Genomic DNA, 26,082 nt, shown 5'->3' with positions numbered 1-26,082 from the left:
TTAAAATGCAAAAGAGCTTTATAAATTTATAAATAGTGTCATTTATGTGAAAATCTCAATTTATTTTCATTATTTTTTATGAATATATATGTCTATATAAAAATGATAGCGTATTATTAGCGGTATTTAATGTATAAAAATGCATAAGCGTTTGAAAATAAAAATGTTCAGAATGTTCTTTACTCTTAATTGTGGTATAGTTCTGCTTGTGACTTTTATTTCAGGAGTTACTGTTAATTTGAAATATTTGGATAAATGTATACAGGTGTATACGGAGATACTATTTCCAAGCCTTTTAAGAGGCTGCTCCTGAAATGAATAACCAGAGGAGGTGACTTCATGGAACACGCATTGACAACAGCAACTTGGTTCTGGCTTTTTGTTCCATTGCCGCTTTTAGTTATCTTATCAATAATAACGTTTTTTACTGAGAGGAGAGAGTAGTTGTGGATACTTCCACGTTAATTACCTTTATTATTTATCTGGTAGGTATGCTGGCAATTGGGCTTGTAGCCTACAAAATGACCAGTAATTTATCTGACTACGTTTTAGGCGGACGCCGTCTTGGCGGGGGCGTCGCTGCATTAAGTGCCGGTGCTTCAGATATGAGCAGTTGGCTGCTATTAGGTCTTCCGGGAGCGATGTACGCCTACGGAATGACGGAAATATGGATTGGTATCGGTCTGGCGATGGGTGCCTATCTGAATTGGCAGTTTATCGCGACACGGCTTCGAATGTATACGGAAATCGCCGGTGATTCTATCACGCTCCCTGATTTCTTTGAAAACAGATTTAACGATCAGTCGAAGATTTTACGGATTGTATCAGCCCTTGTTATTTTAGTATTCTTTGCGTTTTATACATCATCCGGTCTTGTCGGCGGGGCAATTTTATTTGAAAATTCATTTGGGTTCACATACACTCAGGCGCTATGGATCGGAGCTATTGTTATTATTTCATATACTTTCCTTGGAGGCTTCCTCGCTGTATCCTGGACAGACTTTGCTCAGGGGATCCTCATGTTTTTAGCTTTGATTATTGTGCCTGTAGTGGCTATTCAAAACATGGGAGGATGGAATCAAACTGTTCAGCGGGTCGGAGAGATAGATCCTGTTTATTTAGACGTCTTTACCGGGACGACCACACTGGGTATTATTTCACTTCTGGCATGGGGGCTCGGTTATTTTGGACAGCCTCATATTATCGCCCGTTTTATGGCGGTTAAATCGAAAGCAGAGATTCCGAAAGCCCGCCTTGTAGGGATGAGCTGGATGGTCTTCGCCCTGTTCGGTGCTATTTTCACCGGGTTTGTCGGAATCGCCTATTTTGCCGAATCTCCACTTGATAACCCTGAAACAGTGTTTATTGAGTTCACTCAGGTGCTCTTCCATCCATGGGTGTCCGGCTTCCTGCTTGCCGCTATTTTAGCTGCGATTATGAGTACGATTGATTCACAGCTGCTTGTATCGTCAAGTGCATTGACTGAGGACTTTTACAAAGCGTTGTTCCGTAAAAATGCTTCTCAGCGTGAACTTGTTTTAGTCGGAAGACTTGGTGTGGTGGCCATTGCCCTGTTCGCGATCTTTCTCGCCTATAATCCTGAATCTACAGTACTCGACCTTGTCGGTTACGCCTGGGCAGGATTTGGGGCAGCTTTCGGCCCGGTTGTGATTCTGGCGCTTTTCTGGAAGCGGATGACGAAATGGGGAGCACTCGCCGGAATGATCGTCGGCGGTGCGACTGTGATTATTTGGGATATTCTAACTGCTAATGAAGTTATCCCGTTTGCTCTATATGAAATTGTTCCAGGTTTTATTCTGGCGTGGATTGCCGTTTATGCGGTTTCTCTCGCAACAAAAGAGCCTGAGAAAGAAGTTCTGGAACAATTCGATAAATTTAAAGCAAGCTTGTAAATGAATCTTCTGCACCGCAGGCAGCGGCACTTCGCTGGCCTGCGGTGTTTTTTGCTGTTCCAGAAACTGGGGTGTCTGTCCCCCCAGTTTCTGGAGGGACAGACACCCCAGTTTTTCCCTGTTTCAGGCTCTGATTGCTTGTACGGTGCTTATTTGATATGATCATACTATTGTAAAGTCAGATTTTGAGCAAAGATTCAGTTATTTTGGAGGTGCGGAAATAAGATGGAAAGAATCACGAAAAACCAGGTGAAACACGTCGCCCATTTGGCGAGGCTTGAATTTACCGAAGAAGAAATCGAAAAGTTCGCTTTTGAACTTGATGAAATTATTAATTTTGCTGAACAGCTAAATGAGCTTGAAACAGATAACGTGGAGCCGACATCCCACGTCCTGGATGTCCAGAATGTCCTTAGGGAAGATGAAGTAAAGCCTTCATTGCCAAGGGAAGAAACGTTGAGAAATGCACCAGACCAAAAAGACGGTCAATTTAAAGTGCCGTCAGTGCTTGAGTAGGGAGGGAAAAAATTAATGGAACTGTTTGATCACACGTTAAGTGATTTACATGAATTGCTACATAAACAGGAAGTAACAGTGACTGATCTCGTTAAGGAATCATTTAAACGAATAAAAGAAGTGGACGATAAAGTGGGGGCTTTCCTTCTTTTGAACGAAGAAAATGCTATGGCGCAGGCTAAAAAACTTGACGAACAGCTATCTGAAGGAAAAGCAGATCCATCAGAAATTTTGTTTGGCCTGCCGGTCGGAATAAAAGATAATATGATGACACTTGGCATGAAGACGACTGCTGCCAGCCAGATCCTGGATAATTTTGAACCGGTGTACAATGCCACAGCGGTAGAGAAATTAATCGACGCTAACACAATCACTGTCGGGAAGCTTAATATGGATGAATTTGCCATGGGGTCATCTAATGAAAATTCCAGCTACAAGCTGTGCCGAAACCCATGGGATTTATCACGTGTTCCGGGAGGGTCAAGCGGAGGTTCTGCCGCTGCAGTTGCATCCGGCCAGGTTCCTTTTACGCTGGGATCTGATACGGGCGGTTCTATCCGTGAACCTGCCGCTTTCTGCGGGGTTGTCGGTTTAAAGCCTACATATGGACGTGTCTCCCGTTACGGTCTGATTGCCTTTGCGTCGTCACTTGACCAGATCGGGCCGATTACCCGGACAGTGGAAGACAATGCTTATGTCATGCAGAAAATTGCCGGACATGACCACCGGGATTCCACAAGTGTTGATAAGCCTGTCCCTGACTATTTGAAAGCTTTAACAGGTGATATTAAAGGAATGAAGATCGGCGTTCCAAAAGAATTTTTAGCAGCGGGGGTAGAAGATGGTGTAAAAGCCCGCATTAAAGAGGCGCTTGCAAAGCTTGAAGAGCTGGGTGCGACGTGTGAGGAAGTCTCCCTGCCTCATTCAAAATATGCTCTTCCCGCTTACTATATCCTGTCTTCTTCTGAAGCGTCAGCCAACCTGGCGCGTTTTGACGGCATCCGTTACGGCGTCAGAAAAGAAGAAAACGAGCTTCTTCAGACTTATAAAAAGACCCGCAGCGAAGGGTTCGGTGATGAAGTAAAACGCCGGATTATGCTCGGTACCTTTGCTTTAAGTTCCGGATATTACGACGCTTATTATACGAAAGCCCAGAAAGTCAGGACGCTCGTTAAAGAAGACTTTGAAGATTTATTCCTTCAATACGATGTGTTAATTGGGCCAACCACGCCTACTGTGCCGTTTAAAATCGGAGAAAATGTTGAAGATCCGTTAACGATGTATGTGAATGATATTTTAACGAACCTGATGAACCTCGCAGGAGTGCCTGCTATAAGTGTTCCGTGCGGACAGGCTGATGGACTGCCTGTCGGTCTGCAAATTATTGGGAAACACTTCGATGAAGAAACAGTCTATAAAGTGGCCCATGCCTTTGAACAAGCCACCGACCACCATAAAATGAAGCCGGAACTGTAAGGAGGGAGACGGAGAATGAGTTTTGAAACTGTCATTGGATTAGAAGTGCACGTTGAACTGAAAACAAACTCAAAGATTTTCTGCGGCTGCTCTACCGAATTCGGAGCACCGCCTAATACCCATACATGTCCTGTCTGTTTAGGCCATCCCGGGGTTCTGCCTGTGTTAAATAAACAGGCCGTTGACTTCGCTATGAAAGCATCTATGGCTTTAAATTGCGACATTAACCGCCTGACTAAATTTGACCGGAAAAATTATTTTTACCCGGATAACCCTAAGGCGTACCAGATTTCCCAATTTGATAAGCCGGTCGGCGAGAATGGCTGGATCGAAATTGAAGTGAACGGCGAGAAAAAGAAGATCGGCATTACCCGCCTTCACCTTGAAGAAGATGCAGGGAAACTGACGCACGCAGAAGGAGAAGGGTACAGCCTCGTTGATTATAACCGTGTAGGAACCCCGCTTGTTGAGATCGTCTCTGAGCCGGATATCCGCAGCCCTGAAGAAGCATACGCTTATTTGGAAAAACTGAAGGCGATTATGCAGTACACGGAAGTTTCCGACTGTAAGATGGAGGAAGGCTCGCTGCGTTGTGATGCTAACGTGTCTCTTCGTCCTAAAGGCCAGAAAGAGTTTGGGACAAAGACGGAACTTAAAAACCTGAACTCCTTTACTCACGTGCAAAAAGGGCTGGAGTATGAAGAAAAGCGCCAGGAGAAAGACCTGTTAAACGGTGTTAAAATACTTCAGGAAACGCGCCGTTGGGATGACGCCGGAAAGAAAACCATTCTGATGAGAGTAAAAGAAGGCTCTGATGATTACCGCTACTTCCCTGAACCGGATCTCGAAAACCTGTATATCAATGATGAATGGATAGAGAGGGTGCGCGAAAGCATTCCGGAATTGCCTGACGCCAGACAAAAGCGTTATATTAAAAAATTAGGTCTGCCGGAATACGATGCGAAGGTGCTCACCCAGCAAAAAGCGATGAGTGACTTTTTCGAGGAAGGACTGGAACTTGACGGTCCTCCAAAGCAGCTGTCTAACTGGCTCATGGGTGAAGTGAGCGCCTATTTAAACCAGAATGGAAAAGAGATTACCGAGGTGCCGTTAACACCAGACGGTCTTGTTAAAATGATTCAGTTAATAGAAAAAGGCACGATTTCTTCAAAAATTGCGAAGAAGGTGTTTAAAGAACTGATTGAAAAAGGCGGGGATCCTGAAAAGATCGTTAAAGACAAGGGGCTCGTACAAATCAGCGACGAAGGTGAAATCCGTCAAATGGTCGTGAAGACACTGGATGAGAACCCTCAGTCAGTGGACGATTATAAAAACGGGAAAGATAAAGCAATCGGCTTCCTCGTCGGCCAGATTATGAAAGCATCTAAAGGAAAAGCCAACCCGCAGGTAGTCAATAAATTGCTCGTTGAAGAGATTAAACAAAGATAGACATAAGAAACTCATCTTGTCCCGAGGAGGGGCCAGGTGAGTTTTTTTGTGGAACAGAATTTATCATCAGTTTGTTTTTTTCAGGATTAACAGGTAGGACAAAAGCAAAAAGATTTCTCCATAAATTAACTTATGGATAGTCAATTATTTATAATATAGGATTATTATGGTAACCATTGGAGAGGTTTGATATTATGGTGCTTATTGATATAGCAGCTTAACAGCAACTAATAATTACCTATCTGTATTTCAGAGGGATTATCAAGAGATGACCTGATAATTACAATCTGGCAGAAAGTGTAAAGAGGAGTATTATATGAGAGATAAAACAGACCAGATTAAAAACGCAGCAATTAAAGTGTTTATTAATAAAGGCTTCCAGGCTACCACCCAGGAATTAGCTAATGAAGCGGAGGTTGCCGAAATGACGCTGTTCCGCAAGTTTGGAACAAAGGAAGGGTTGTTTAAGGCTTCGGTAAAATCAGCGGTGGAACAACAAGATCTTTTAAAGTGGAAGGAAGAAGCGGAAATAAAAGATACTGAAGAGTTTTTACGTGTGTTAATTGATAACCGGCTTAACCTTATTTCACAAAACCGCAGTCTTGTGAGAATGCTTTTAGCCGAACGTCTAATGGGCAACCTTCCTGAAGAAATTGACTTGCCTGAAATGATATTCTGTTCGCTTGAGAAGGCTGTGAAGGACCATGCCAAACTGAACAACCTTCACATTGATACAGCCAATTGGGAACGGCAATTAAGCGGTATATTCCTCAGTTACTTGTGCCTGCCCTCTGATGAGGACTATTATGCACTGTCAGAAGAAGAGAAGGAGCATCTACTTTCTGATTATGTGGCCAGCTTTAAATTAAAATAAAAAGGGAATAACTGGGGGGTCTGTCCCCCCAGTTATTCCCTTTTATTTGTGGACCGCCATTCACCATGTTTAAAAGGAGTAGAGATCCTGTGGTAATTAACTGATCCTGCCCCGATTTAGAAGCAAATTGAACTTAAACAGCGATATTTTTCTGTCAGTAATAATAATCGCCTGGACAGGCATATTATTAAGGTAAGAAAAGAGGTGTGCGGCTTTACATAGTAGTCTGCTGTGTTATAATCACAAACATGTGTGTAAAGGACCTCTGTATATACAGAATCCTGATGGAATATTTGGAAAAGAAAGGTTTGTCTTTAAACATGAAAGATTTACTGAAGTTAGCAGTCAGTTTAATAAGTATTATTGGTTTCTTTATTGTAGGGATTGCCGGCATGGTGCTCATCACTTCGGCTGTCATGGGGACTGAAATTATTATTGAATCCTGGACGGCATTATTCTGGTTTGCGGCGGGGACTTTTTTATGGATTATTCCGCTCCAGGTGATAGACTGGATGAAACTAATTCCGGTGCAAAGAAGAATGAGAAGAATCTTGTATCCTCACTTTGTCACGTTCCTTCAAGTTGTCTTTTTTGCCGTTTATATGATTGGGCTGAATTCCACTATAAGCCACGTGGTATTCTCAAATATGGGGCTGGTGACTTTTACATTTGTCCTTATCGTATCAGCACGGCTGATGTACACCTGGTTTGTGCGTTACATTAGAAAATATAAAAAACCGAGAGTGGGCGTGTCGGCATAAGGCCGGCAATATGCCCGTCGCGGGTTAAAAGTTAGATGACATGAACGGCCAATAAGTAAGCATAGACAGCAATTGAGCTTAAACTGAGAACCCCTGTAGTCACAGCCATGGTGACATGCGTGGGGGAAAATCTGGTGTTCCGCTGCAGCCAGACGAAGAGACACAGGAGCAAGGCTAAAAGTGAAACAGCTAAAGACAGTTCCTGATTGGCACCGGAGACAGTAAGTAAAGAAATAAGAAAGTAGGCCTGATAACCGATGAGGAAGATAAAAATATAATCAAACGCCTGCTTCACTGCCTTCCGCTCCTTTCGTTGGATATCTTATGCCATCATCTCAAAACTCAGCTCATCTCTCAATATGTCTTTTGCTTATTTTTTGACGAATATGTAAACTGGAATAGGTATATAACCGCTGATCTGTTAGACAGATCAGTTTTTTATTTGCCGGTTTATTATTTTGACCTGAAGCCAGGCAAAAAATAAGTCATATTTTTGTCATCAGCATCATAGATTAGTAAGTTAAGCTGATATTCAGGTAGTCCTTGCAACCTGGGATTACATCTTAGAGCCAGGCCTCACCATAGAAATAAAAGGAATGTCGGCAGCTCCAACACGCGTATAAAAAAGGTCGTGCCTGACAAATCCTGCTTTTTTATATAAGCGTATCGCCCTTTCGTTAAAAGCAGCTACTACAAGCCGGACATCGGAAACCTCTCTGTTTGACCGTATCCATTTAAGGATGCTGGCCATGAAGGCGGGCCCGTATCCTTTACCCGTCCATTCCGGGTGGATCCCCAGCCCGAGGTCGATGACGTGAGTCTCATTAGGAAGATATATGCCCGCCTCGTATCCGCCCGGCACCCTTGCTTCTTCACCAAGGCAGAAATATCCAAAATACGGCACCTCTGTGAACGACACCAGGTAATAACCCTCTTTTAACAGTGCAGATATAATCTCCTCTGATCCATCCATGCTGTAAAGTTCGTAAGGATAGTCATAGGTCCATTTAGAGATAGACTCAGCAGCTTCCAGAGTCATCTCGTTTATTGAAAACAAAGGCTTGTCATATGTATTCATCTTTTCTTCTCCTTATGGGCGGATGCATGTAAATGACCAGTTAATTGGAAGGAAGTCTCTGTCAACTCCCGGTAAACCCCCAACTTCCCTGCACAGTTCTGTTGCCTGGTAAATACTGTATTCGTTCATAAATACAAGTGTGACTATAAGGGTAACCAGGGTTAAAGTAATAATGGTAAACCATTTTCGGTTCATTCAATCACCCCCGTCCCTTAATCTTACAGAAATGATCGAAGCTTGTCATTTTCGTTGAGAAAAAAATAAAATAATCAGTTATTAAAAGAAATCTTACGATATATTTAGGAAAGTGCCTATAATGAGCCCAAAACGGAAGATTCTGAATATTTACAATTAATAATTAATTGATTAAGATATGAAGTAAGTAATCCGGAGGGGTTGCTAATATGAAGCGAAAGGGGTTTTCAATCGAAAAACTATTGATGATCCTTTAAGGTCTTCTGCCGGTAAACTTGCAAAGGAGTGTGAAACTGCCAGTAAGTGAACGGTGTGTGCCAAATTTACCGATGGTATGCAACGGACCGGAAAAAAATTAAAAGTAACATAAGTTGCAGGAAGAAGGTTATGTCTAAGATGTATGTAGAAAGTGTAACGTAAAACGGCCCCGTGGTGCACGACGGACAGGGCCGTTTTTTTAATGTGCTTTTTTACAGGGCCTCTACCAGCGAAAATGCGGTTTCTATCAGCGAAAAATAGAATCAATTGGCGAATTTCCCTCTTCAATCAGTAACTTTGAATAATTATTATCTGACTCTCTATTAAAAACGAGTTCCTCACATTCTTTTTAAAAGTCATCTGCCTATATATTACAATTACCTAATTAGTTGATCCGTTATTTCCAAGTCGGCGTAACTTTAAAAAGCGCTCAAAAAAGCAGCCGCATTGGCTGCTTTTCATGGATTTAATACTCCTGTGCCTGCTGTTCTTCACGTTGCTTTTGCTTTAATTTTTCCCAGTTAATATGAAGAAGCAGCTGGATATGGTAGTACACCGCTGCAGCGGCTATTCCGATCATAATACTCGAGACGGATTCACTTAATGTAAAATAAAACTGGCCGGTTGCCATAGAGGTTAACGCAAAATAAATCATAGCGACAACTACTCCCGCTGCCCCGTACATACCGAATGAACGCAAATAGGCATGGATAGTTGTAATGGCCTCTTTTTTAAGTAAATAATCAATCAGGTAAGTTGCCGGCACGCCTCCAAGGATAAATACCGGAGCGGTATAAAAAGAGTAAATACCCATTAATAACGCATAGTTCAGCTCCTGTCCGTGGACAAAGTAATATTGATATCCCGCCAGAAGTGAACTGAATAAGACTACCGACAACACACTTATGAACAACCTGTGAAACAATTTTGACATTTTTGTGAACCTCCTTTAATAACATATTAAAACAAAACAGGCAGCTCAGCTATGATTTTGCTCACACCTGAGGAATTTTTTAGGCCAAGCATAGAAAGCTTTCAGTATCGTTTTTAATGTTAGCTGATACTAAAATGTTTCCCCAGGTTTATTTTACGTTAACTTCAAATCCAAGGTTTTACAAACGTGTATATGTAATTTACCCGGAGAAGTTGAAGAAATAATGGGACAATAAAAATAGGATGAAAAAGTCCTGGTTATATGAAGGGCTTTTATATACAAACTTTACGGAAGTTCTTGCTGTGTTATAAGGGGCCTGAAGATACCTTGCAGTAAAGGCGTGCGGGGCACATCAGAGAAATAAGTTAGATCGCTTCCCATAAACGCAACAAGAAGGTTAAGGGCAAGTAAAATGAAGGGATATATGACAGTGTGTTTCAAACTCTCTTCATCTTAAATGAATTAATTCTAAATAAATGTTAGAAATGATATACTGAGGGTATGAATAGTAAGAATGACTTAATTTTTTTAAGTTAATGAAAGCGGTGGTTTATTTACCGGAGACCGGTGAAACGCCAGGTGGCATGTTTGCCGCTTTTTATTTTTCCAGAAGTACGGAGGATAGATTATGAAAAAGGCCAGGTTAATATATAACCCTTCATCTGGAAGGGAACAGGTAAAAAAGCATCTCCCCTACATTTTAGATAAGCTGGAAACAGCAGGGTATGAGACGTCTGCTCATGCCACAACCGGTAAAGACTGCGCAAAACAAGCGGCCACGCGTGCTTGTGAGAGAAAGTTCGACCTTATTGTAGCAGCGGGCGGCGACGGGACCATCCACGAAGTTATAAATGGTATGGCAGAGCAGAAAAATCGTCCGGCTCTCGGTATTCTTCCGGGAGGAACAACTAACGATTTCGCACGTGCTTTGCATATCCCGAAAAATATTGAATCAGCCTGTGATGTCCTTTTGGAAGGGAAGCTCCAATCAGTAGATGTTGGCAAAGTTGAAAATAAATACTTTATAAATATTGCCGGGGCAGGAACCTTGACGGAACTGACTTACGAAGTGCCGAGCCGCTTAAAAACGATGATGGGCCAGGTTGCTTATTATGTAAAAGGGTTTGAAAAACTGCCGCGCATCAAGCCGACCCACGTCACAATTGAGTACGACGGCCGGTGGTTTGAGGGAGAAATTATGCTGTTTCTCGTCTGTAACACTAACTCCGTTGGTGGTTTCGAGAAACTGGCCCCGGATGCTTACTTAAATGACGGCCTGTTCGATATGATTATTCTTAAGAAAACAAACCTGGCAGATGTTGTACGTCTCACCGGTGCAGCCATGCGCGGGGAGCACCTCAATGATGAGAGGATTATGTACGTTCAGGCAAACCGAATTAAAATTCATGCCCAAAATGAACTTCAGCTGAACCTCGACGGCGAGTTCGGCGGCTCACTTCCTGGTGAGTTTGTCTGCCTTCACAACCATGTTCAGATGATTGTACCTGAAAAAAAATTAGGACGATTTCAGGAATTGTACTAAAAAATAAGAGTAGACCCGGTTGGGGCGGCAGAATGGAATCAGGCTGCTGTACAACCGGGTTTTTTATATTGTACTAAAAGTTGGAAAACAGGGCGAGGTCAGAATAGGGGCCGGCAAATGCCTGAATGGAAGGATTGGAGGGGTAAAAAGAGTTATTATAAAAAAAGAGCAACGCACATAAGCACGCAGCTCCCTGGAAAGATAATATTTACTCTTACTGTTTTACAATCCAACTTGGTCAACGGCATAAGTGGCATCTTCAGTGCTAAATCCTTCAAATTCCAATTGCTCAATCAATCCGCTTCTTGAAAACGCTGAATAGTCAAGATATTGTTCAGCCATTATCACTGCTTGCTCTCTCCAATCCACTTCAATGTTTTCAACCGCAAACGTGGCATCTTCGTTATCGAACCCTTCAAATTCTAATTGATCAACCAACCCACTTCTTGAGAACGCTGAATAGTCAAGATATTGTTCAGCCGATAAGACTGCTTGCTCTCTCCAATCCACTTCAATGTTTTCAACTGCAAACGTGGCATCTTCAGTATCAAACCCTTCAAATTCTAATTGATCAATTAAGCCTGATTTTGAGAAGGCAGAATAATTAAAATAATCCTTAGCTTTACGAATGGCATTTTCCTGTGAAACAGTGAGACTCTCTTCTGCAGTTTCTTCTTCAATTTCTTCAACCACTTCTTCTTCGGTGGTGTTTTCTTCGCTGTTGTTATTATCTGATTCAGAAGCTTCTTCTTCGTTGGTATTGTTTTCATTATTAGCTAGCTCTTCTTCTTCATTGTTGTTAGCATTGTTTTCTTCAACGTCATTGTTCTCAGAGTTCTCATTGTTTTCATTCAATTCGTTGTTCACGTTGTTCTCATTCATTTCACTCACGTTAGATTCATTGTTTAGTGAGTTTGTGTTTTCGTTCGTGGACGTTGCCACATCATCCTCTGAGCAAGCACTCAATAGTAAAGCAAATAAGCTAATTCCAATTAATTTTTTCATAAGTAACAACTCCTTTTAAATTTTTTAATTAAATCGGCTCAGGGGTTTTATAGGAGGAAAGATGACTAGCATTAGTCAGGCGAACCAGGCTTTATGAAAAAACTTCTTTTAATTTTATTCCATGGGATAACTCCCTAGTGAAATTTGACTCATGCTAATTGTATCAGTATTTTTCTAAAAAGCTACTAATAATAGTAAAAGTTACTATAATATTCATATTTTTAGTAAGTTAGAGAGAAGGAGGATTAACGTTTGGCAGCAATCAGATATTTAACCGCCCCGCCTCCATAAAAAAAGTAACTGACGCTCTTCGCGCCAGTTACTTCCTTAATACACTTTAGTTGTCCAGTCTTCACCGTTCCAGACATCGGTGACTACATCCTCATAAAATTCAGGCTCGTGGCTGATTAGAAGAATGCTGCCTTTGTATTCCTGAAGGGCACGCTTTAATTCAGCCTTAGCGTCCACATCCAGGTGATTGGTCGGCTCGTCAAGAACAAGCACATTCGTCTCATTGTTAATAAGCTTGCAAAGGCGTACTTTTGATTTTTCACCGCCGCTTAAGACGGCTACTTTACTCTCAATATGCTTTGTCATGAGCCCGCACTTGGCAAGCGCCGAGCGGACTTCATACTGGGAAAAGTGGGGGAACTCTTCCCACACATCTTCAATACACGAGAGGTTGTGCTGTGATTTTAATTCCTGCTCGAAATAACCGAGGTGGAGGTTGTCGCCGCGCTCAACTGATCCTCTTAATGGAGGAATTTCTCCCAACAGACTTCTCAAGAGCGTCGTTTTTCCGATCCCGTTCGCCCCTGTCAAGGCGACTTTCTGGCCCCGTTCCATACGGAGATTTAACGGCTCGGACAGCGGCTCGTCATAGCCGATCACCAGATCATTTGCTTCGAAGATCAGCTTGCCTGGTGTCCGCGCGGTTTTAAAATGAAACTCCGGCTTTGGTTTTTCCTGAGTCAGTTCAATTTTCTCCATTTTATCCAGCTTTTTCTGACGGGACATCGCCATGTTCCGGGTAGCCACACGTGCTTTGTTACGCGCAACGAAATCCTTAAGGTTGGCAATTTCCTTCTGCTGTTTTTTGTAAGCTGCTTCGACCTGCTGTTTTTTTACTTCATACACATGCAAAAAGTGGTCGTAATCGCCGGCATACCGGTTAAGCTCCTGGTTTTCCATGTGGTAAACGAGGTTAATGACTGAATTTAAGAAAGGAATATCATGGGAAATGAGAATAAACGCATTCTCGTATTCCTGCAAGTACCGTTTCAGCCACTCGATATGCTGTTCATCAAGGTAGTTTGTCGGCTCATCGAGAAGGAGGATGTCCGGCTTTTCCAAGAGAAGCTTTGCAAGAAGCACTTTAGTCCGCTGACCGCCGCTCAAATCATTGACGTCCTGCTCAAGGCCGATTTCATCAAGACCGAGGCCGCGGGCAATCTCTTCAACCTTCGCATCAATGGTATAAAAATCATTGTTTGTGAGCATATCCTGGATCACGCCCACCTCTTCAAGGAGGGTTTCCATTTCCTCAGGGTCTGCCTCGCCCATTTTCTCATACATGCTGTTCATATCAGCTTCCATGTCGTACAAATACTGAAACGCACTCTTCAGAACGTCACGCATCGTTAAGCCCTTTTCAAGAACCGTGTGCTGATCTAGAAAGCCGACACGGACATTTTTTGCCCACTCCACTTTTCCTTCATCAGGATCCAGCTGGCGGGTAATAATATTCATAAATGTCGATTTTCCTTCGCCATTAGCACCCACAAGGCCGATATGCTCACCTTTCAGAAGCCGGAATGACACATCGTGGAAGATTTCCCTGTCGCCGAAGCCGTGGCTCAAATTTTTGACCGTTAAAATACTCATGAGGTTCCACACCTTTATAGAAAAAATTTGGTTTATTTGTCTTATATAAGTTAAAATCGGATTATGTTAAAAAATACAGACTGTTTGAGTTTACACCTCAAAAAAGGAGAAATCAATGAGTAATCCATCATCTATCATAGCGGCCTTGCCCCCGTATATTCAAGAGGCATGGGAAGAATCAGGCTTTAAAGAATTAACACCTATACAGAAACAAATGATTCCGGAAGCAGCGGCAGGGAAGAATATTATCGCCGAAGCACCGACAGGTTCGGGGAAAACGCTGGCGTATCTCTTGCCATCTCTTCAAAAAATCAACCCAGACATAAAACAGGCTCAGCTTATTATTACAGCCTCATCCAGAGAACTGGTAATGCAAATTCTGGATAATGTAAACATCTGGGCAAAAGACAGCGGAATTAAAGCAGCAGCATTAATCGGCGGCGCTAACGTGAAACGCCAGCAGGAGAAGCTGAAAAAGAAACCTCATGTCATAGTGGGGACACCCGGCCGCCTGACAGAATTGGCCAAATCGAAGAAGCTGAAACTTCACGAAGTGACAACCGTGGTGCTTGACGAAGCAGACCAGCTTTTTGCCAAAGAGCATATCGGTGAAGTGGACCATTTAATGAAAGCTGTCATGAAAGACTGTCAGCGCATTATCTGCTCCGCTACTATTCCTCCTCATGTGGAAAAACAGGCGAAAGAACGAATCGAGGCGCCAGAAGTTATCCGGATCAAAATGGATCAGGATCATTTAGAGAGAGTCGACCATATGTATTTAGTCGCCGAACGGCGGGAAAAAGCAAAGCTTTTCAGAAAACTGGTCAATATGGAAGGGATGTATGGACTCGCTTTTTCAAATGACATTCATGAACTTGAAACATTCGCCGAACGTTTGGAATACAGAGGGAAAAACGTAGGCGTTCTCCATGGGACAACTTCGAAACAGGAGAGGGAAAAAGCCATTAAATCATTCCGGAGCGGAGAGGTACCGGTGCTGATGGCCACCGATGTGGCTTCACGGGGACTTGACATTGAAGAGGTCAGCCATGTGATCCAGCTTGATCTTGCTAACGATATTCAGCAGTATGTCCACCGTTCCGGCCGCACAGGACGGGCCGGCAAGTCAGGCACGGTCGTATCCATTGTCACTGAAGGAGAGAAAGAACGGCTCTTGCAAATCGGCGACAAACTGGGGCTCCAAATAGATGAAAAAACGTTCTCACACGGAAAATTAGTTTAATGAGTTTTAGCTGATGCGAAGAGGAGCACTTTACTGAGTGCTCTTTTTTGTGTTTGGACTTAAAGAGAAAGCGCCGTTGACCAAAAAGATCAGAGGAGAAAAAAACGGGGGTGCTGTACCCTGAAATTAAAAAACCTCCCCTTAAGTCCTGAAAGACGTGTTTAAGGGAAGGAAGCTGATGTCCGTCATGTTGTTTCTTAGTTCTCCGAATTGGCCTAAGACCTCTTTTCTACAGTCACTTTTTCATCAATTCGTCCAAATGAATGGAGGGCCAGCAGCGTTTTTACAGTGAGCCAGCCTTGCCATTCCTTTTTAGCTTCGTTTTCCCACACTTCCCTGAATTGGCCCCATTCCCAGAAAGGATGCCATGAGCCGTCTGCTGCCTGATTATCAATTTCATAATCCAGATTAAGGTCCACGTTGTTTTTAAGAACAGAATAGAGCGGCGAAGCAGGGGATGGCGCCATCCAAAGAGGTTTGGCGCAGTAGCCGTCCCATTCTTCAGGATTAGTTGTAACAACCTTTGGCGCTATTTTTCTCAGTTGATCCGTCAGCATACTTTTACCTGGTTCCGGTATGACTTCTGCCAGTCTTAAATAGGAAAGCACCTCATGAAATTCCATCACGCCTTCTGTGTTTTCAATATACTGGAACACATGGTCATGGAGGGTGCCCAGCAGGCCGTCACGAAGAATCTGGGGATAAGCATGATAATACCCGGTGATCTCCGCTCCTGGGTTCGCTTCGAAACCCCCGCCAGTTTGCCCTGTATAGTGCCACCAGTCTGCGTGCGGCTCGTCATTCATTTCAGGGAGAATTAACGGCCACTTTCCATTCTCCTCAAACACGCTGGTAAAATACTGCATCGCCCGTTTAATGAAAGGATGCTGGAGAGGCGTTTTAACCATGCAGGCATACTGCATAGCGACTGACGTGCCGACAGGGCTGGAAACGGCCGTTCGTATATCAGGCTCAATTCCGTGGCCGCAGCCGCCGTCCGTGTTTTGATACCGGCACAGTTCGTTCATAACGGCGAGACTTGAACCGTTCCAGAAAAAATATTCAAAAAGCTTTTTATCCAAAGGCCTGGCATTAGTCATAATAAAATCAACCGCTTTAAAAAACTGATCCTGAGTAAGTCTTTTCATTTAATAAACCTCTCTTTTATTATGATGACCATCATTAGAAGCAGTAAACTATGCTATGCTTTAATAAGTAAAAAACTTCCTTAAGGAACGAAACGTTTTTCAAAAATCTCCGTATATATAATTAACTATGTTTCCTATATCCTACCATATTTTCTCCTGGATTAAGAACAAAAGTCATAGTTTCATAATTTAGTAAAAAAATAGGAGGGAGACGATGAGTCAAACGGTACTTGAGATTAATGAGCTGACAAAGCAGCTGAATAGAAAAAACATTGTACATAATGCGTCTTTCCAGATGAAAAAAGGTGAAATTCTCGGTTTGCTGGGGCCAAATGGGGCAGGAAAGACTACGACAATACGCATGATTGTCGGCCTCATAAAAAAGACGTCAGGGAAAGTGTATATAAACGGCCGGGATTTAGACGAGGAAGGCCTGGCTTGCAAATCTGAAATAGGTGCCATCGTCGAAAATCCAGCATTCTATGACCATATGAGCGGTTATAAGAACCTGGAGCAGTACGCCAGGATGGCGAAAAACACCATCAGCAAGAAACGCGTGGATGAAGTCGTTGAACTAGTGAAGCTGACCGGCGCCATCCATGATAAAGTTAAGAAATACAGTTTAGGGATGAAGCAGCGGCTTGGGGTCGCCCAGGCCATTTTACATGAGCCGGCTCTGCTCATTTTAGATGAACCGACAAATGGACTCGACCCAAAAGGCATCCGTGATTTAAGAGACTATTTAAAGCAGTTGGCAGACAACGGCATTTCAACCCTTGTCTCTTCGCACTTACTGTCTGAAATGCAACTGATGTGTGACAGAGTCGTGATCATGGAAAAAGGAAAAATCATTAATATATCAAATATACATGAGGAAGAAGAGGCAGAGGGCGCTGCCGGACAGCTTGTCGCTCTGCGTGTGGCTGACAGCCATATTGGCCTGGCGGAAGAGGCGATTGCCGGTTTTAAAGAGGTAACCCTTTCCCAGCGAGAGAACGGCTCGGTACTTCTATTGAAAATGCCTCATGACGTTTTGCCGGAATTAAACCGACGTCTTGTCCAGGCTGGGGTAGACGTATTCGGGCTCGAATCCAGGCGCTCTACACTTGAAGATAAGTTCCTGGCATTAACTTCAGAGAAATCTGACGAACTGCAAAAGGAGGCGACCTAAATGCTTCCATTACTTAAAAATGAATGGATTAAACTGTGGAACAAAAAACAAACATGGATTTTTGCCGCGGCAATTGTCGTCTTAATGATCGCTATCACGGCTGTTTACTATTCGTTTATAGAAGAAACCACCGTACCGCAGGGGCAGAATTGGGAGATTGCTCTGGAAACAGAGATTGCTGAACAGGAAGAAATCCTTGCCAATGAGGACGAAGAGTGGGTACGGGAAAGTGCAGAGCAGAAGATAGAAGAAAATGAGGCACTGCTTGCTGCGGGGGTGGACCCGAATATTACTAATAATATGACGTTTATGAATGAGACTCTTTTAGTAGCGACCTCCTTCATTACGTTATTTTCCGTGATCGCTGCCAGTTCGATTGTTTCCTTTGAAATTGACAACGGGACGATGAAACATCTGCTCATCCGTCCGTTTGAGCGCTGGCAGTTTTTACTGGCTAAGTTCCTGACTGTGGTCGGGTTCTCTGCTGCTCTTTTTGTTTTGTTAGGCATTGTTAATCTCATTCTGGGGACGCTGTTTTTTGGTGCAGGCAGCCCCTCAACACCTGTCATGGAGATGAACTTTGATGGAAATAACCTTTATACCACCATCGATAAAGTTTTGCCGCAAAAAGCCGGACTGTACTTTTTGAATTTGCTGATGTTTATCATCATCTCATTTTCAATCTCCATATTATTTAAAAGCCAGACGCTCGCTGTAGGCATCGGAATTTTCATCCTTTTTGCCACAAGCATCTCACAGGCATTTACGGCTCTGCTGGGAGAAACGGCCTGGTATAAGTATGTGTTTCTTCCGCATATGGACCTTCCGGCTTACGTCGTAAGAGAAGAACTCCTCCCGGGAGTAGGACTCGGTTTTTCCGTTGGGGTCCTTGCCGTTTACGCTCTCGTCTTTATAGGCGCCAGTACGGTTTATTTTCAAAAACGCGATTTAGCTTAATAAAACGAAACGAAGGCAGCCGGCATGTATCAGTATATATGCCGGTTTTTTATCGTGGTGAGCTTCTTGGAGTCAGGGGGGATCCGTGCAGGCAGGCCCCTTTTAGCAGGGTCCAGCCGCATAGCGGAATCCTTTTGCCGACTTATTTGTGGACTTTTAGGCGTATAGAGGGGGTTCTACCTATTAGGCTGGGGGATCGGGGGAGTACTCTGAGGTATAATCTGGTGATTCTACCGTATAAATGCGGAACTCTACCGTATAGCCGGGTGACTCTACCGTATAGATGGACGACTCTACCGTATAACCGAACGACTCTACCGTATAAAAGTGGAACTCTACCGTATAACAAATTTCGACATAATTTGCGTCGCCGCCATCGCCACCGTCACCGTGACTGCCCCGATCCGTCACGCCCCACCGCACAGTCCCCCTCATAAAGACTCAATTCTGCTCCCGCGCAGGCGCACGTTCCGGCCAGCAGCAGCCAGATAGTAAAACTAAGTTAAAAATCAGCGGAACAAGCAGTATATTCGTACAAGCGGTCGTGTCTTTTTAACATAACGTATTAGTGTACCACCAGAAAAAAATTATAGAAAGGAGAGAATCAGAGCAAATAAGCCTGCAGGCGTACTTTTCAGCCTGCAAATGGTAGTGGAATTAACGTTTAAAGTTTTGCGGCTCCAGCTGTTAAAGTGAATGATAACCATAAGTAATTAAAAAAAATCAATTGATCCCTTTCTCTATTGATCCAGATAAAAACTTACGGGCAAACAGTACACTCCCATGCATTTAAAACCTCCTTTAAAATAAAAAGACCCCTGAAAGTTTACCTTTCAGGGGTTACGGTTGTTTATTTTTTATCGTATTCTTTTTTAAATTCTCTTAAATAATAAATAAAAGCTGCGCCGCGTAAAATACCTTCTAAATTTTTACGGTCGACAAATTCGGATGCGGCATGGCCGCGTTCAGCTTTACCGGCAGTGTAACGGGCAAGCGTAGATGTCAAATGATGGGCAGACTCGCCAGTATCGTGGAGAATATCAAACAGCGGATTCAGCTTGGAAATTTTGCCGTTGACATCCACGAGCGTTTCATTTGTATTATACAACAGCACAGTTGCCTCACCAGTTACATCCCCAATACTTTTGTTGACTGTTTCCACTGTTGAAGCAGTGTTGTCAAGCGTTGCAGCGAGCTTTTTCATAACAGGAATTAAAATAATAACCAGTCCTGCAAAAGCAAGTGAAAGAATAAATACACCAATACCTAACCAATCCATATGTATCACCTCGTCTAAGATTTTTGATTTATTGTGAGCAGTTCATTGATGTTTATTCATTCCGGTAGTTATCAACCGTATCCATCAGTTCGGCAATATACTCGCCGACTACCGGCAAAGAAATAGCCTGTGACAGAATATAAAATAGCAGTGCCAGGAATATAGCAGTTCCAATGGTCATTCCGACACCACGGGCGACACCGGCCATAAGATTAACCTTAATCACTTCTTTTTTGTCCGTAAAATGATAGGCCATATCTTTTAAACGCCCATTCGTCGTCATATCTTCCAGCTTATCCAGCAGTTTTTCGAAACGTTCATTCTCCTCCTGACGCTTCTCATCACCCCTCGTTTTGGAAGGAAGTTTCCGCTTTTCCTGTTCTTTTGTCAACGGCAAAACAAGCACCTCGCTTCATTGAAATCAGTGGTAATTGTTTTCCCCGTTGTCACCTATTGTAAACCATTGACACTTTTCCATCTATAGTTCTGCGAATAATCTCCCGAAATATTAGTGAAGAGCACGATCGATTCAAAAAAAGGAGAGTATAATAGCTGCATTTCAGCTGTTGCTTTTCCATAACAGGTCTTTAGACTCGGCTGTGACAAATAAATCTGCGAAAATTTTGTTAACAAACTTGTGTCTTTAGACGGATGCATTTATGATAAGGTGTGAAATAGTATTCATAACTATATGAAAAAAAGTTCAAAACTATAAATTTTTTCTTGAAAAGAAGGTGTTAAAAATGGAAAAAGAAAAAGTGAATAAAGCAATCGAAGCGGCGAGAATGTACTATGTATACGATTATACCCAGAGTATGATCGCAGAAAAATTAGGAGTATCCCGACCTACCGTTTCCAGGCTTCTAAATTTTGCAAAGGAAGAAGGGTTTATAGAAATTACAGTAAAAGATCCGGAACAAAATGTCACCCGGCTTGAACAGATGCTTGAAGAAGCATTTGGTTTAAAAAAAGCGATCGTTGTCCATGCGCCTGACGGTGACGAGGAACAAATTAAACGCAATCTTGGAAGCGCTACCGCGGACTATCTTGACGGAATTGTCAAAGACGGAGATATGATTGGCCTTACCTGGGGGACGACTCTCTATGAGATTGCTAAAAAGCTCACCCCTAAAAAGGTGTCAAATGTAAAGGTGGTTCAGTTAAAGGGAAGCGTCAGCCATTCTGAAACGAACACTTATGCAGGGGAAACACTTAATTTATTCGGACAGGCCTTTAACACGGTTCCGCGCCATCTGCCAATCCCAGCGATTGTTGATCATGTCGTTGTTAAACAGGCAATTGAAGCGGACAGATATATTAAAAACATTCTGGATATGGGGAAAGAAGCTAATATTGCCCTTTACACAATCGGAAAAATAAAATCTGAATCACTGCTGTTCCAGCTCGGGTATTTCTCAGAAGAAGATTTAAAATCCATTTACAGTCATGCAGCTGGGGACATTTGTTCACGATTTTTCGATGAAAACGGAAAGATTTGCAGCGATGAATTGAATGCGAGAACTTTAGGAATTAACCTGGAAGATTTAAGCACGAAGGAGTATTCCGTGCTGATTGCAGGGGGAGAGGGCAAGCTTCCGGGTATTCGTGGAGCTTTGAAAGGAAACTACGCCAATGTCCTTGTCACAGATGCCCATACAGCAAAAAAATTAATAGAAGAAGCAGAGGAGTAGGCATGGCACAGGCTGTTAAAAATAACCTGCCATGCTATATGAAAAAACATTCATGAAAAGGTTTACAAATGTTCAAGGCGTTTGTTATAGTTTAGTTAGCAACAGGTTGTTAGACGTCTAATCAATTTTGTTCCAAACCACGACCAGAACAAGTTAGAGGTGTTAAACATGCATATTTTATGGGGAATATTAGGTATATTAGTAGTTTTGTCGATTGCCTATTTACTGTCAAATAACAGAAAGGCAATTAAACCGCGTACCATTCTGGGCGGACTTGCCATTCAGGTGACCTTTGCATTTATCGTTCTTTACTGGGAAACAGGACGAGCTGCACTGCAACAATTCACAGGAATTGTAAATAATGTCATCGGATACACTGATGAAGGGATCAATTTCCTGTTCGGCGGAATTTTCGCCGCTGAGGGGGTCGAAATGATTTTTGCCTTCCAGGTACTGACGGTGGTTATTTTCTTCTCATCTTTAATTTCCGTTCTTTACTATTTAGGAATTATGCAATATATCATTAAAATTATCGGGGGCGCCCTCGCTAAATTTCTCGGGACAAGTAAGCCGGAGTCCCTGTCCGCCGCAGCAAACATTTTTGTCGGGCAGACAGAAGCGCCGCTTGTTGTTAAGCCCTTCCTGAATAAAATGACTCAATCCGAACTGTTTGCTGTTATGACAGGAGGACTTGCATCAGTAGCCGGTTCTGTTCTTATCGGATATTCACTTCTTGGTGTACCATTGGAATATCTGCTTGCAGCAAGTTTCATGGCTGCGCCTTCAGGGCTTGTTATGGCAAAAATTATGCTCCCGGAAACCGATCCGGAAGCCACTTCCGACGAGCGGAACATCGAAATGGATGACGATAAAGAATCTTATAACGTCATAGACGCAGCGGCACGCGGTGCAAGCACAGGTTTACAGCTTGCTTTGAACATCGGTGCGATGCTCCTTGCATTTATTGCATTAATTGCACTTGCGAACGGGATACTTGGCGGCGCGGAAAACATTATAAACACTACAGTAAACTTTTTCCTTGGGTTAGTAGGATCTGATGCCCAGATTAACCTTCAGGGAATTACTCTGGAAAATATTTTCGGTATTCTGTTTTCACCACTAGCTTTTGCGATCGGTGTGCCATGGGCTGAAGCATTCCAGGCCGGATCTTATATTGGCCAAAAACTTATTTTGAACGAGTTTGTCGCTTATGCGGCATTTGGACCAGAAATTGAAAATTTACAGCCTAAAACAGTTCTTGTTGTAAGTTTCGCACTTTGCGGATTCGCAAACGTGTCATCTCTAGGGATTCTTCTTGGAGGGCTTGGACGCCTGGCGCCTAACCGCCGAGGAGATATCGCAAGGCTCGGTGTGAAAGCCGTTATGGCGGGTATGCTCGCCTCACTTCTAAACGCATCTATTGCAGGGATGTTTTTCTAAAAATAGAGATTTAAAGTTTTTGAGAAGCCGATCAGCTAAAGAGAGTTCTCAATCAGCGAAAATTGAGTTCTATCAGCGAAATAGAGGGTCCAATCAGCGAAAATCCAATTCAATCAGCGAAAACAGCTATTCAATCAGCGGAAAGGGAGAGTCTATCAGCGAATATGCGCGAGATACGGGAAGACCTCTCCGCCCTAATATGAGATAATAAAACCGAATGAAAAAAAACCATTACCGAAAGGATGAATGTTAATGAGTCAGTCACTTGCTTCACTTATTGATCACACATTGCTGAAACCTGAAACGAAAGAAGAACAAATAGACAAGCTTTGCCAGGAAGCGAAAGATTATCAGTTTGCTTCAGTCTGTGTAAACCCGACCTGGGTCAAAAAGTCGGCAGAGCTATTAAAGGGAACCGGCGTGGATGTATGTACAGTAATCGGTTTTCCTTTAGGCGCAAATACACCTGAGACGAAAGCGTTCGAAACGAAAAATGCAATTGAAAACGGAGCAACAGAAGTGGATATGGTCCTTAACATCGGGGCTTTGAGAGATGGAAACGACGCCCTCGTAGAAGAGGATATGAAAGCAGTAGCAGAAGCCGCTAAAGGAAAAGCTCTTACAAAAGTCATTCTTGAAACATGTTTACTGACAGACGACGAAAAAGTCCGTGCGTGTGAAATTGCCCTTAAAGCAGGAATTGATTTTGTTAAAACATCAACCGGCTTTTCAACTGGCAACGCCACTGTGGAAGACGTTAAACTGATGAGAGAAACAGTCGGCGATAAAGCCGGTGTGAAAGCTTCCGGCGGTGTACGCAGCCTGGAGGACGCCCAGGCAATGACAGACGCAGGTGCCACCCGTATTGGAGCGAGCGCTGGTGTGAAGATTGTAGAAGGTGAAAAAGCAGACAGCGACTACTAAAATACTTGTTAACTTTAAACGAGCCCGGCAGCGCAGGACATGCCGCGGCTCGTTTTTTTGGTCATTAAAAAAGGAAAGAAATTTCAGGAACACCCTGTATTTTCCTTCTTAATATGTTCGTAACTTTTTCTGAATTTTCACAAAAACAATGTCAAATAATTGTATAATAGAAAATAGAAGAATTTTGCCGGAAGAACTCTTAAATCCAATCTTAATTTAAAAGAAACCCGTTGTGCCGCATTTGATTATACTTTTCAAAATGGGGTGGCTAAGAATGGAAGAGAAGCTGAAAAAACAGGTTTGGACGCGCTTTGTTAAAGAGGGGGCACTTGATTCTGACCGCATGAACAAGCGGATTATGGAGTCGTGGTATTTCTGCAGACAGTCCGGTGTCAACCCATATGATGGAAAGGGAATTCAGCTTTTAAGTCTCGGCGATTTAAAAGAAAGACAGCGCCAAAATGCCCGGCTGATTGAAGCAGCGGCTCCATTTCTGAACAATCTGCACAGCTTATTCAAACATACAAAATCTATCTTGCTTTTAATTGACCCGGAAGGGTATGTCCTGAAAGTAGTCGGGGAAAAGGATGCGATCAATTCAGCCCGTGAGATTAACTTTGTTGAGGGAGTAAAGTGGACAGAGGAAGAGGTGGGCACTAACGCGATCGGCACAGCGCTCAGAAACCAGGAGCCGATTACAGTCATTGGGGCTGAGCACTATTCGGTCGCGTCACAAAACTGGGTATGCTCAGCAGCACCCATTAAAGATGAAGATGGCAACCTTTTAGGTGTTCTGGACGTATCGACGAGAGTAGGAGCCTGTGAGCATGACCATACGCTTGGCGCAGTGGTTGCTTCCGCCTATGCGATTGAACATGAATGGCACAAGCAAATGAAAGAGGATGAGCTTGAGCTTATGGGCCGGGCCCTGCAATTTCGAGACTCTTCCCCTTACCTGTTATGTAACCGGATGAATAAGATTATTCATGTCCCCCACAGTCTTAACAGTTTATCTGATTTGCGCCATAAACCACTGACCGACGAAGCCATTAAAACAACAGGGTGGGATGTAAAGATGAAAACGCCAGTATATTCTGAGAGATCCGATCGGGTCATTGGGTATCAAGTGTTTGTCTCTGAATCAGAGCGCCCTGTTCAGGCAGCTTCTGTTATCCCTGAAAAAAAACCGTTTCAGTTTCCAGGCGTCAAGGGTGTCAGTTCGGCATTCCAGAAGACGCTCGAACAGGCAGAACAGGCGGCGGCCTTTGACATACCGGTTCATTTAACAGGTGAAACCGGTACAGGAAAAGGACTGCTGGCGAGGGCAATACATGACCACAGTCCGCGCCATCAAGGCCCCTTTGTGGAAATGAACTGCGGAGCCGTGCCTTCGACTCTTATCGAAAGCGAGTTATTCGGCTATGCACCGGGGGCGTTTACAGGAGCTAAAAAGTCAGGTTACAAAGGCAGGCTTCTCCAGGCAGACGGGGGGACATTGTTTCTCGATGAAATTGGGGAAATTCCTCTTGCCATGCAGGTAGCTTTGTTAAAAGTACTCGATCACCAGCAAGTGACAGCCATAGGCAGCCATCGGGCAGAACAGCTGAATTTCCGGCTTATTACAGCTACGAACAGGGATTTAATGAGTATGGTAAAAGAAGGAACGATGAGAGAAGATTTCTTTTACAGACTGTACGTTTATCCTGTCCATTTGCCCTCACTGAAGGAAAGGTATGACGATATTGTCCATTTGATAAGCTGGTACTGTGACAAACATAACTGGAGTATCCACTGGCGGGATGGAGCTGAGCAAATTTTCAGAAACATGTCCTGGCCGGGGAATATCCGTCAGCTGATTAACTGCCTGGACAGACTAAGAGTGACATTTCCTGTTCAACTCCCGGCTGACCTTGAAAAAATAAAAGAGGTGATGAACGGGCTTTATATCCAAAAACTAACAGACGCTGAAGCGCCGTCTCATAATATGACCTATCGTGAAGAGATTGAAAAACAGGAGATAAAAAAAGCAATTGAAGCAGCAGGCGGGAGGGCCTCAGCTGCGATCAGGCTATTGGATATGCCAAGGAGTACATTTTACCGGAAAGTTAAAAAATATCAGCTTTAGAATCGCTCAGACTGCTGGCAGAACATAATGAGACAAAACGGGACAAAGTGAGACAATTCTCATTTTGTCCCGTTTTTTAATGGGGAAGGAACGCTCAACCCCTTATATTGTAAGCGTTTTCAATGTGGCATGGAACTTGCATTATAGTTTTATAGACAACCTGAGGAGGTGAAGATGACGTCTGCAGGGGTGAGCGTGTGTTGATAAACCATTAAAGG

At 43.2% G+C, this 26,082-nt stretch carries 23 protein-coding genes; 14 read left to right on the top strand and 9 right to left on the bottom strand.

Going from position 1 to position 26,082, the window contains the following annotated elements; genetic code table 11:
- Positions 1 to 446: 446 nt before the first annotated feature.
- The 6 genes from putP (at position 447) to BMW59_RS08955 (ending at position 6,989) form a co-directional block, all read left to right on the top strand.
- Positions 447 to 1,913, top strand: a complete 1,467-nt coding sequence (gene putP / locus BMW59_RS08980) for a sodium/proline symporter PutP (protein ID WP_093050532.1) — start codon at positions 447 to 449, stop codon at positions 1,911 to 1,913.
- A gap of 225 nt (positions 1,914 to 2,138) precedes the next feature.
- On the top strand, positions 2,139 to 2,429 hold the full coding sequence (gene gatC, locus BMW59_RS08975) for an Asp-tRNA(Asn)/Glu-tRNA(Gln) amidotransferase subunit GatC (protein WP_093050529.1): 291 nt from the start codon (positions 2,139 to 2,141) through the stop codon (positions 2,427 to 2,429).
- Between the two features lie 15 nt (positions 2,430 to 2,444).
- Positions 2,445 to 3,905 carry an Asp-tRNA(Asn)/Glu-tRNA(Gln) amidotransferase subunit GatA gene (gene gatA / locus BMW59_RS08970; protein WP_093050526.1) on the top strand — a complete coding sequence of 487 codons (1,461 nt, stop codon included), beginning with the start codon at positions 2,445 to 2,447 and terminating at the stop codon, positions 3,903 to 3,905.
- A gap of 15 nt (positions 3,906 to 3,920) precedes the next feature.
- Positions 3,921 to 5,354 (top strand): Asp-tRNA(Asn)/Glu-tRNA(Gln) amidotransferase subunit GatB, encoded by a 1,434-nt coding sequence (gatB, locus tag BMW59_RS08965; protein ID WP_093050523.1) that lies wholly within the window; start codon positions 3,921 to 3,923, stop codon positions 5,352 to 5,354.
- A 316-nt stretch (positions 5,355 to 5,670) separates the two neighbouring features.
- Positions 5,671 to 6,228, top strand: coding sequence for a TetR/AcrR family transcriptional regulator (locus tag BMW59_RS08960; protein WP_093050520.1), 558 nt, complete (start codon positions 5,671 to 5,673; stop codon positions 6,226 to 6,228).
- A gap of 320 nt (positions 6,229 to 6,548) precedes the next feature.
- Positions 6,549 to 6,989: a hypothetical protein gene (locus tag BMW59_RS08955; protein WP_143051212.1), complete on the top strand. Its 441-nt coding sequence runs from the start codon at positions 6,549 to 6,551 to the stop codon at positions 6,987 to 6,989.
- A gap of 31 nt (positions 6,990 to 7,020) precedes the next feature.
- On the opposite strand, the gene BMW59_RS08950 is transcribed toward BMW59_RS08955, so the two are convergent.
- From BMW59_RS08950 to BMW59_RS08935, 4 genes are all read right to left on the bottom strand, one after another.
- A complete protein-coding gene (locus BMW59_RS08950; RefSeq protein WP_093050514.1) occupies positions 7,021 to 7,284 on the bottom strand; it encodes a hypothetical protein in 264 nt (87 codons plus the stop codon).
- Between the two features lie 261 nt (positions 7,285 to 7,545).
- Positions 7,546 to 8,067, bottom strand: coding sequence for a GNAT family N-acetyltransferase (locus BMW59_RS08945; protein WP_245733019.1), 522 nt, complete (start codon positions 8,065 to 8,067; stop codon positions 7,546 to 7,548).
- Positions 8,068 to 8,079: 12 nt separating this feature from the next.
- Positions 8,080 to 8,262, bottom strand: coding sequence for a hypothetical protein (locus tag BMW59_RS08940; RefSeq protein ID WP_093050511.1), 183 nt, complete (start codon positions 8,260 to 8,262; stop codon positions 8,080 to 8,082).
- Between the two features lie 724 nt (positions 8,263 to 8,986).
- Positions 8,987 to 9,454: a hypothetical protein gene (locus tag BMW59_RS08935; protein ID WP_093050508.1), complete on the bottom strand. Its 468-nt coding sequence runs from the start codon at positions 9,452 to 9,454 to the stop codon at positions 8,987 to 8,989.
- Positions 9,455 to 10,082: 628 nt separating this feature from the next.
- On the opposite strand from BMW59_RS08935, the gene BMW59_RS08930 reads away from it, so the two are divergent.
- Entirely contained in the window at positions 10,083 to 10,997 is a 915-nt protein-coding gene (locus tag BMW59_RS08930) for a diacylglycerol kinase (protein ID WP_093050505.1), read from the top strand.
- 222 nt (positions 10,998 to 11,219) lie between these two features.
- On the opposite strand, the gene BMW59_RS08925 is transcribed toward BMW59_RS08930, so the two are convergent.
- A complete protein-coding gene (locus tag BMW59_RS08925) occupies positions 11,220 to 11,963 on the bottom strand; it encodes an Ltp family lipoprotein (RefSeq protein WP_245733018.1) in 744 nt (247 codons plus the stop codon).
- 366 nt (positions 11,964 to 12,329) lie between these two features.
- Positions 12,330 to 13,886: an ABC-F family ATP-binding cassette domain-containing protein gene (locus tag BMW59_RS08920; protein WP_093050499.1), complete on the bottom strand. Its 1,557-nt coding sequence runs from the start codon at positions 13,884 to 13,886 to the stop codon at positions 12,330 to 12,332.
- A 115-nt stretch (positions 13,887 to 14,001) separates the two neighbouring features.
- Here BMW59_RS08920 and BMW59_RS08915 point away from each other — a divergent pair, with 115 nt between their 5' ends.
- On the top strand, positions 14,002 to 15,129 hold the full coding sequence (locus BMW59_RS08915) for a DEAD/DEAH box helicase (RefSeq protein WP_093050496.1): 1,128 nt from the start codon (positions 14,002 to 14,004) through the stop codon (positions 15,127 to 15,129).
- Positions 15,130 to 15,344: 215 nt separating this feature from the next.
- Here BMW59_RS08915 and BMW59_RS08910 read toward each other — a convergent pair whose 3' ends face one another.
- Entirely contained in the window at positions 15,345 to 16,277 is a 933-nt protein-coding gene (locus tag BMW59_RS08910) for a hypothetical protein (protein ID WP_093050493.1), read from the bottom strand.
- A gap of 214 nt (positions 16,278 to 16,491) precedes the next feature.
- Between BMW59_RS08910 and BMW59_RS08905 the strand changes: the two genes are divergently transcribed.
- Both BMW59_RS08905 and BMW59_RS08900 read left to right on the top strand, forming a co-directional pair.
- Positions 16,492 to 17,448: an ABC transporter ATP-binding protein gene (locus BMW59_RS08905; RefSeq protein ID WP_093050490.1), complete on the top strand. Its 957-nt coding sequence runs from the start codon at positions 16,492 to 16,494 to the stop codon at positions 17,446 to 17,448.
- A complete protein-coding gene (locus tag BMW59_RS08900) occupies positions 17,449 to 18,405 on the top strand; it encodes an ABC transporter permease (RefSeq protein WP_093050487.1) in 957 nt (318 codons plus the stop codon).
- 850 nt (positions 18,406 to 19,255) lie between these two features.
- Here BMW59_RS08900 and BMW59_RS08895 read toward each other — a convergent pair.
- On the bottom strand, positions 19,256 to 19,684 hold the full coding sequence (locus BMW59_RS08895) for a DUF948 domain-containing protein (RefSeq protein WP_093050484.1): 429 nt from the start codon (positions 19,682 to 19,684) through the stop codon (positions 19,256 to 19,258).
- 52 nt (positions 19,685 to 19,736) lie between these two features.
- Entirely contained in the window at positions 19,737 to 20,081 is a 345-nt protein-coding gene (locus tag BMW59_RS08890; protein WP_093050481.1) for a DUF5665 domain-containing protein, read from the bottom strand.
- Positions 20,082 to 20,427: 346 nt separating this feature from the next.
- Here BMW59_RS08890 and BMW59_RS08885 point away from each other — a divergent pair, with 346 nt between their 5' ends.
- The 4 genes from BMW59_RS08885 (at position 20,428) to BMW59_RS08870 (ending at position 25,864) form a co-directional block, all read left to right on the top strand.
- Positions 20,428 to 21,375: a DNA-binding transcriptional repressor DeoR gene (locus BMW59_RS08885; protein WP_093050478.1), complete on the top strand. Its 948-nt coding sequence runs from the start codon at positions 20,428 to 20,430 to the stop codon at positions 21,373 to 21,375.
- A 168-nt stretch (positions 21,376 to 21,543) separates the two neighbouring features.
- Entirely contained in the window at positions 21,544 to 22,815 is a 1,272-nt protein-coding gene (locus tag BMW59_RS08880) for a NupC/NupG family nucleoside CNT transporter (protein ID WP_093050476.1), read from the top strand.
- 252 nt (positions 22,816 to 23,067) lie between these two features.
- On the top strand, positions 23,068 to 23,739 hold the full coding sequence (deoC, locus tag BMW59_RS08875; RefSeq protein ID WP_093050473.1) for a deoxyribose-phosphate aldolase: 672 nt from the start codon (positions 23,068 to 23,070) through the stop codon (positions 23,737 to 23,739).
- Positions 23,740 to 24,013: 274 nt separating this feature from the next.
- Complete coding sequence (locus BMW59_RS08870; RefSeq protein ID WP_177174253.1) at positions 24,014 to 25,864, top strand: sigma-54-dependent Fis family transcriptional regulator; 1,851 nt, start codon at positions 24,014 to 24,016, stop codon at positions 25,862 to 25,864.
- The last annotated feature ends 218 nt before the right edge of the window (positions 25,865 to 26,082 follow it).

The sequence above is a fragment of the Salipaludibacillus aurantiacus genome (genome assembly GCF_900111295.1).
Taxonomy (GTDB): Bacteria; Bacillota; Bacilli; order Bacillales; family Salisediminibacteriaceae; genus Salipaludibacillus; species Salipaludibacillus aurantiacus.
Note: the sequence above shows the minus strand (reverse complement) of the source record. Positions and strands in the feature narration are given on the sequence as shown.

Excerpts from the sequence above, each read along its gene's own strand:
- gatC (WP_093050529.1), top strand. The coding sequence starts at position 2,139 with ATGGAAAGAATCACGAAAAACCAGGTGAAACACGTCGCCCATTTGGCG.
- gatA (WP_093050526.1), top strand. The coding sequence starts at position 2,445 with ATGGAACTGTTTGATCACACGTTAAGTGATTTACATGAATTGCTACAT.
- gatB (WP_093050523.1), top strand. The coding sequence starts at position 3,921 with ATGAGTTTTGAAACTGTCATTGGATTAGAAGTGCACGTTGAACTGAAA.
- BMW59_RS08960 (WP_093050520.1), top strand. The coding sequence starts at position 5,671 with ATGAGAGATAAAACAGACCAGATTAAAAACGCAGCAATTAAAGTGTTT.
- BMW59_RS08955 (WP_143051212.1), top strand. The coding sequence starts at position 6,549 with ATGAAAGATTTACTGAAGTTAGCAGTCAGTTTAATAAGTATTATTGGT.
- BMW59_RS08945 (WP_245733019.1), bottom strand. The coding sequence starts at position 8,067 with ATGAATACATATGACAAGCCTTTGTTTTCAATAAACGAGATGACTCTG.
- BMW59_RS08940 (WP_093050511.1), bottom strand. The coding sequence starts at position 8,262 with ATGAACCGAAAATGGTTTACCATTATTACTTTAACCCTGGTTACCCTT.
- BMW59_RS08935 (WP_093050508.1), bottom strand. The coding sequence starts at position 9,454 with ATGTCAAAATTGTTTCACAGGTTGTTCATAAGTGTGTTGTCGGTAGTC.
- BMW59_RS08930 (WP_093050505.1), top strand. The coding sequence starts at position 10,083 with ATGAAAAAGGCCAGGTTAATATATAACCCTTCATCTGGAAGGGAACAG.
- BMW59_RS08920 (WP_093050499.1), bottom strand. The coding sequence starts at position 13,886 with ATGAGTATTTTAACGGTCAAAAATTTGAGCCACGGCTTCGGCGACAGG.
- BMW59_RS08915 (WP_093050496.1), top strand. The coding sequence starts at position 14,002 with ATGAGTAATCCATCATCTATCATAGCGGCCTTGCCCCCGTATATTCAA.
- BMW59_RS08910 (WP_093050493.1), bottom strand. The coding sequence starts at position 16,277 with ATGAAAAGACTTACTCAGGATCAGTTTTTTAAAGCGGTTGATTTTATT.
- BMW59_RS08905 (WP_093050490.1), top strand. The coding sequence starts at position 16,492 with ATGAGTCAAACGGTACTTGAGATTAATGAGCTGACAAAGCAGCTGAAT.
- BMW59_RS08900 (WP_093050487.1), top strand. The coding sequence starts at position 17,449 with ATGCTTCCATTACTTAAAAATGAATGGATTAAACTGTGGAACAAAAAA.
- BMW59_RS08895 (WP_093050484.1), bottom strand. The coding sequence starts at position 19,684 with ATGGATTGGTTAGGTATTGGTGTATTTATTCTTTCACTTGCTTTTGCA.
- BMW59_RS08885 (WP_093050478.1), top strand. The coding sequence starts at position 20,428 with ATGGAAAAAGAAAAAGTGAATAAAGCAATCGAAGCGGCGAGAATGTAC.
- BMW59_RS08880 (WP_093050476.1), top strand. The coding sequence starts at position 21,544 with ATGCATATTTTATGGGGAATATTAGGTATATTAGTAGTTTTGTCGATT.
- deoC (WP_093050473.1), top strand. The coding sequence starts at position 23,068 with ATGAGTCAGTCACTTGCTTCACTTATTGATCACACATTGCTGAAACCT.
- BMW59_RS08870 (WP_177174253.1), top strand. The coding sequence starts at position 24,014 with ATGGAAGAGAAGCTGAAAAAACAGGTTTGGACGCGCTTTGTTAAAGAG.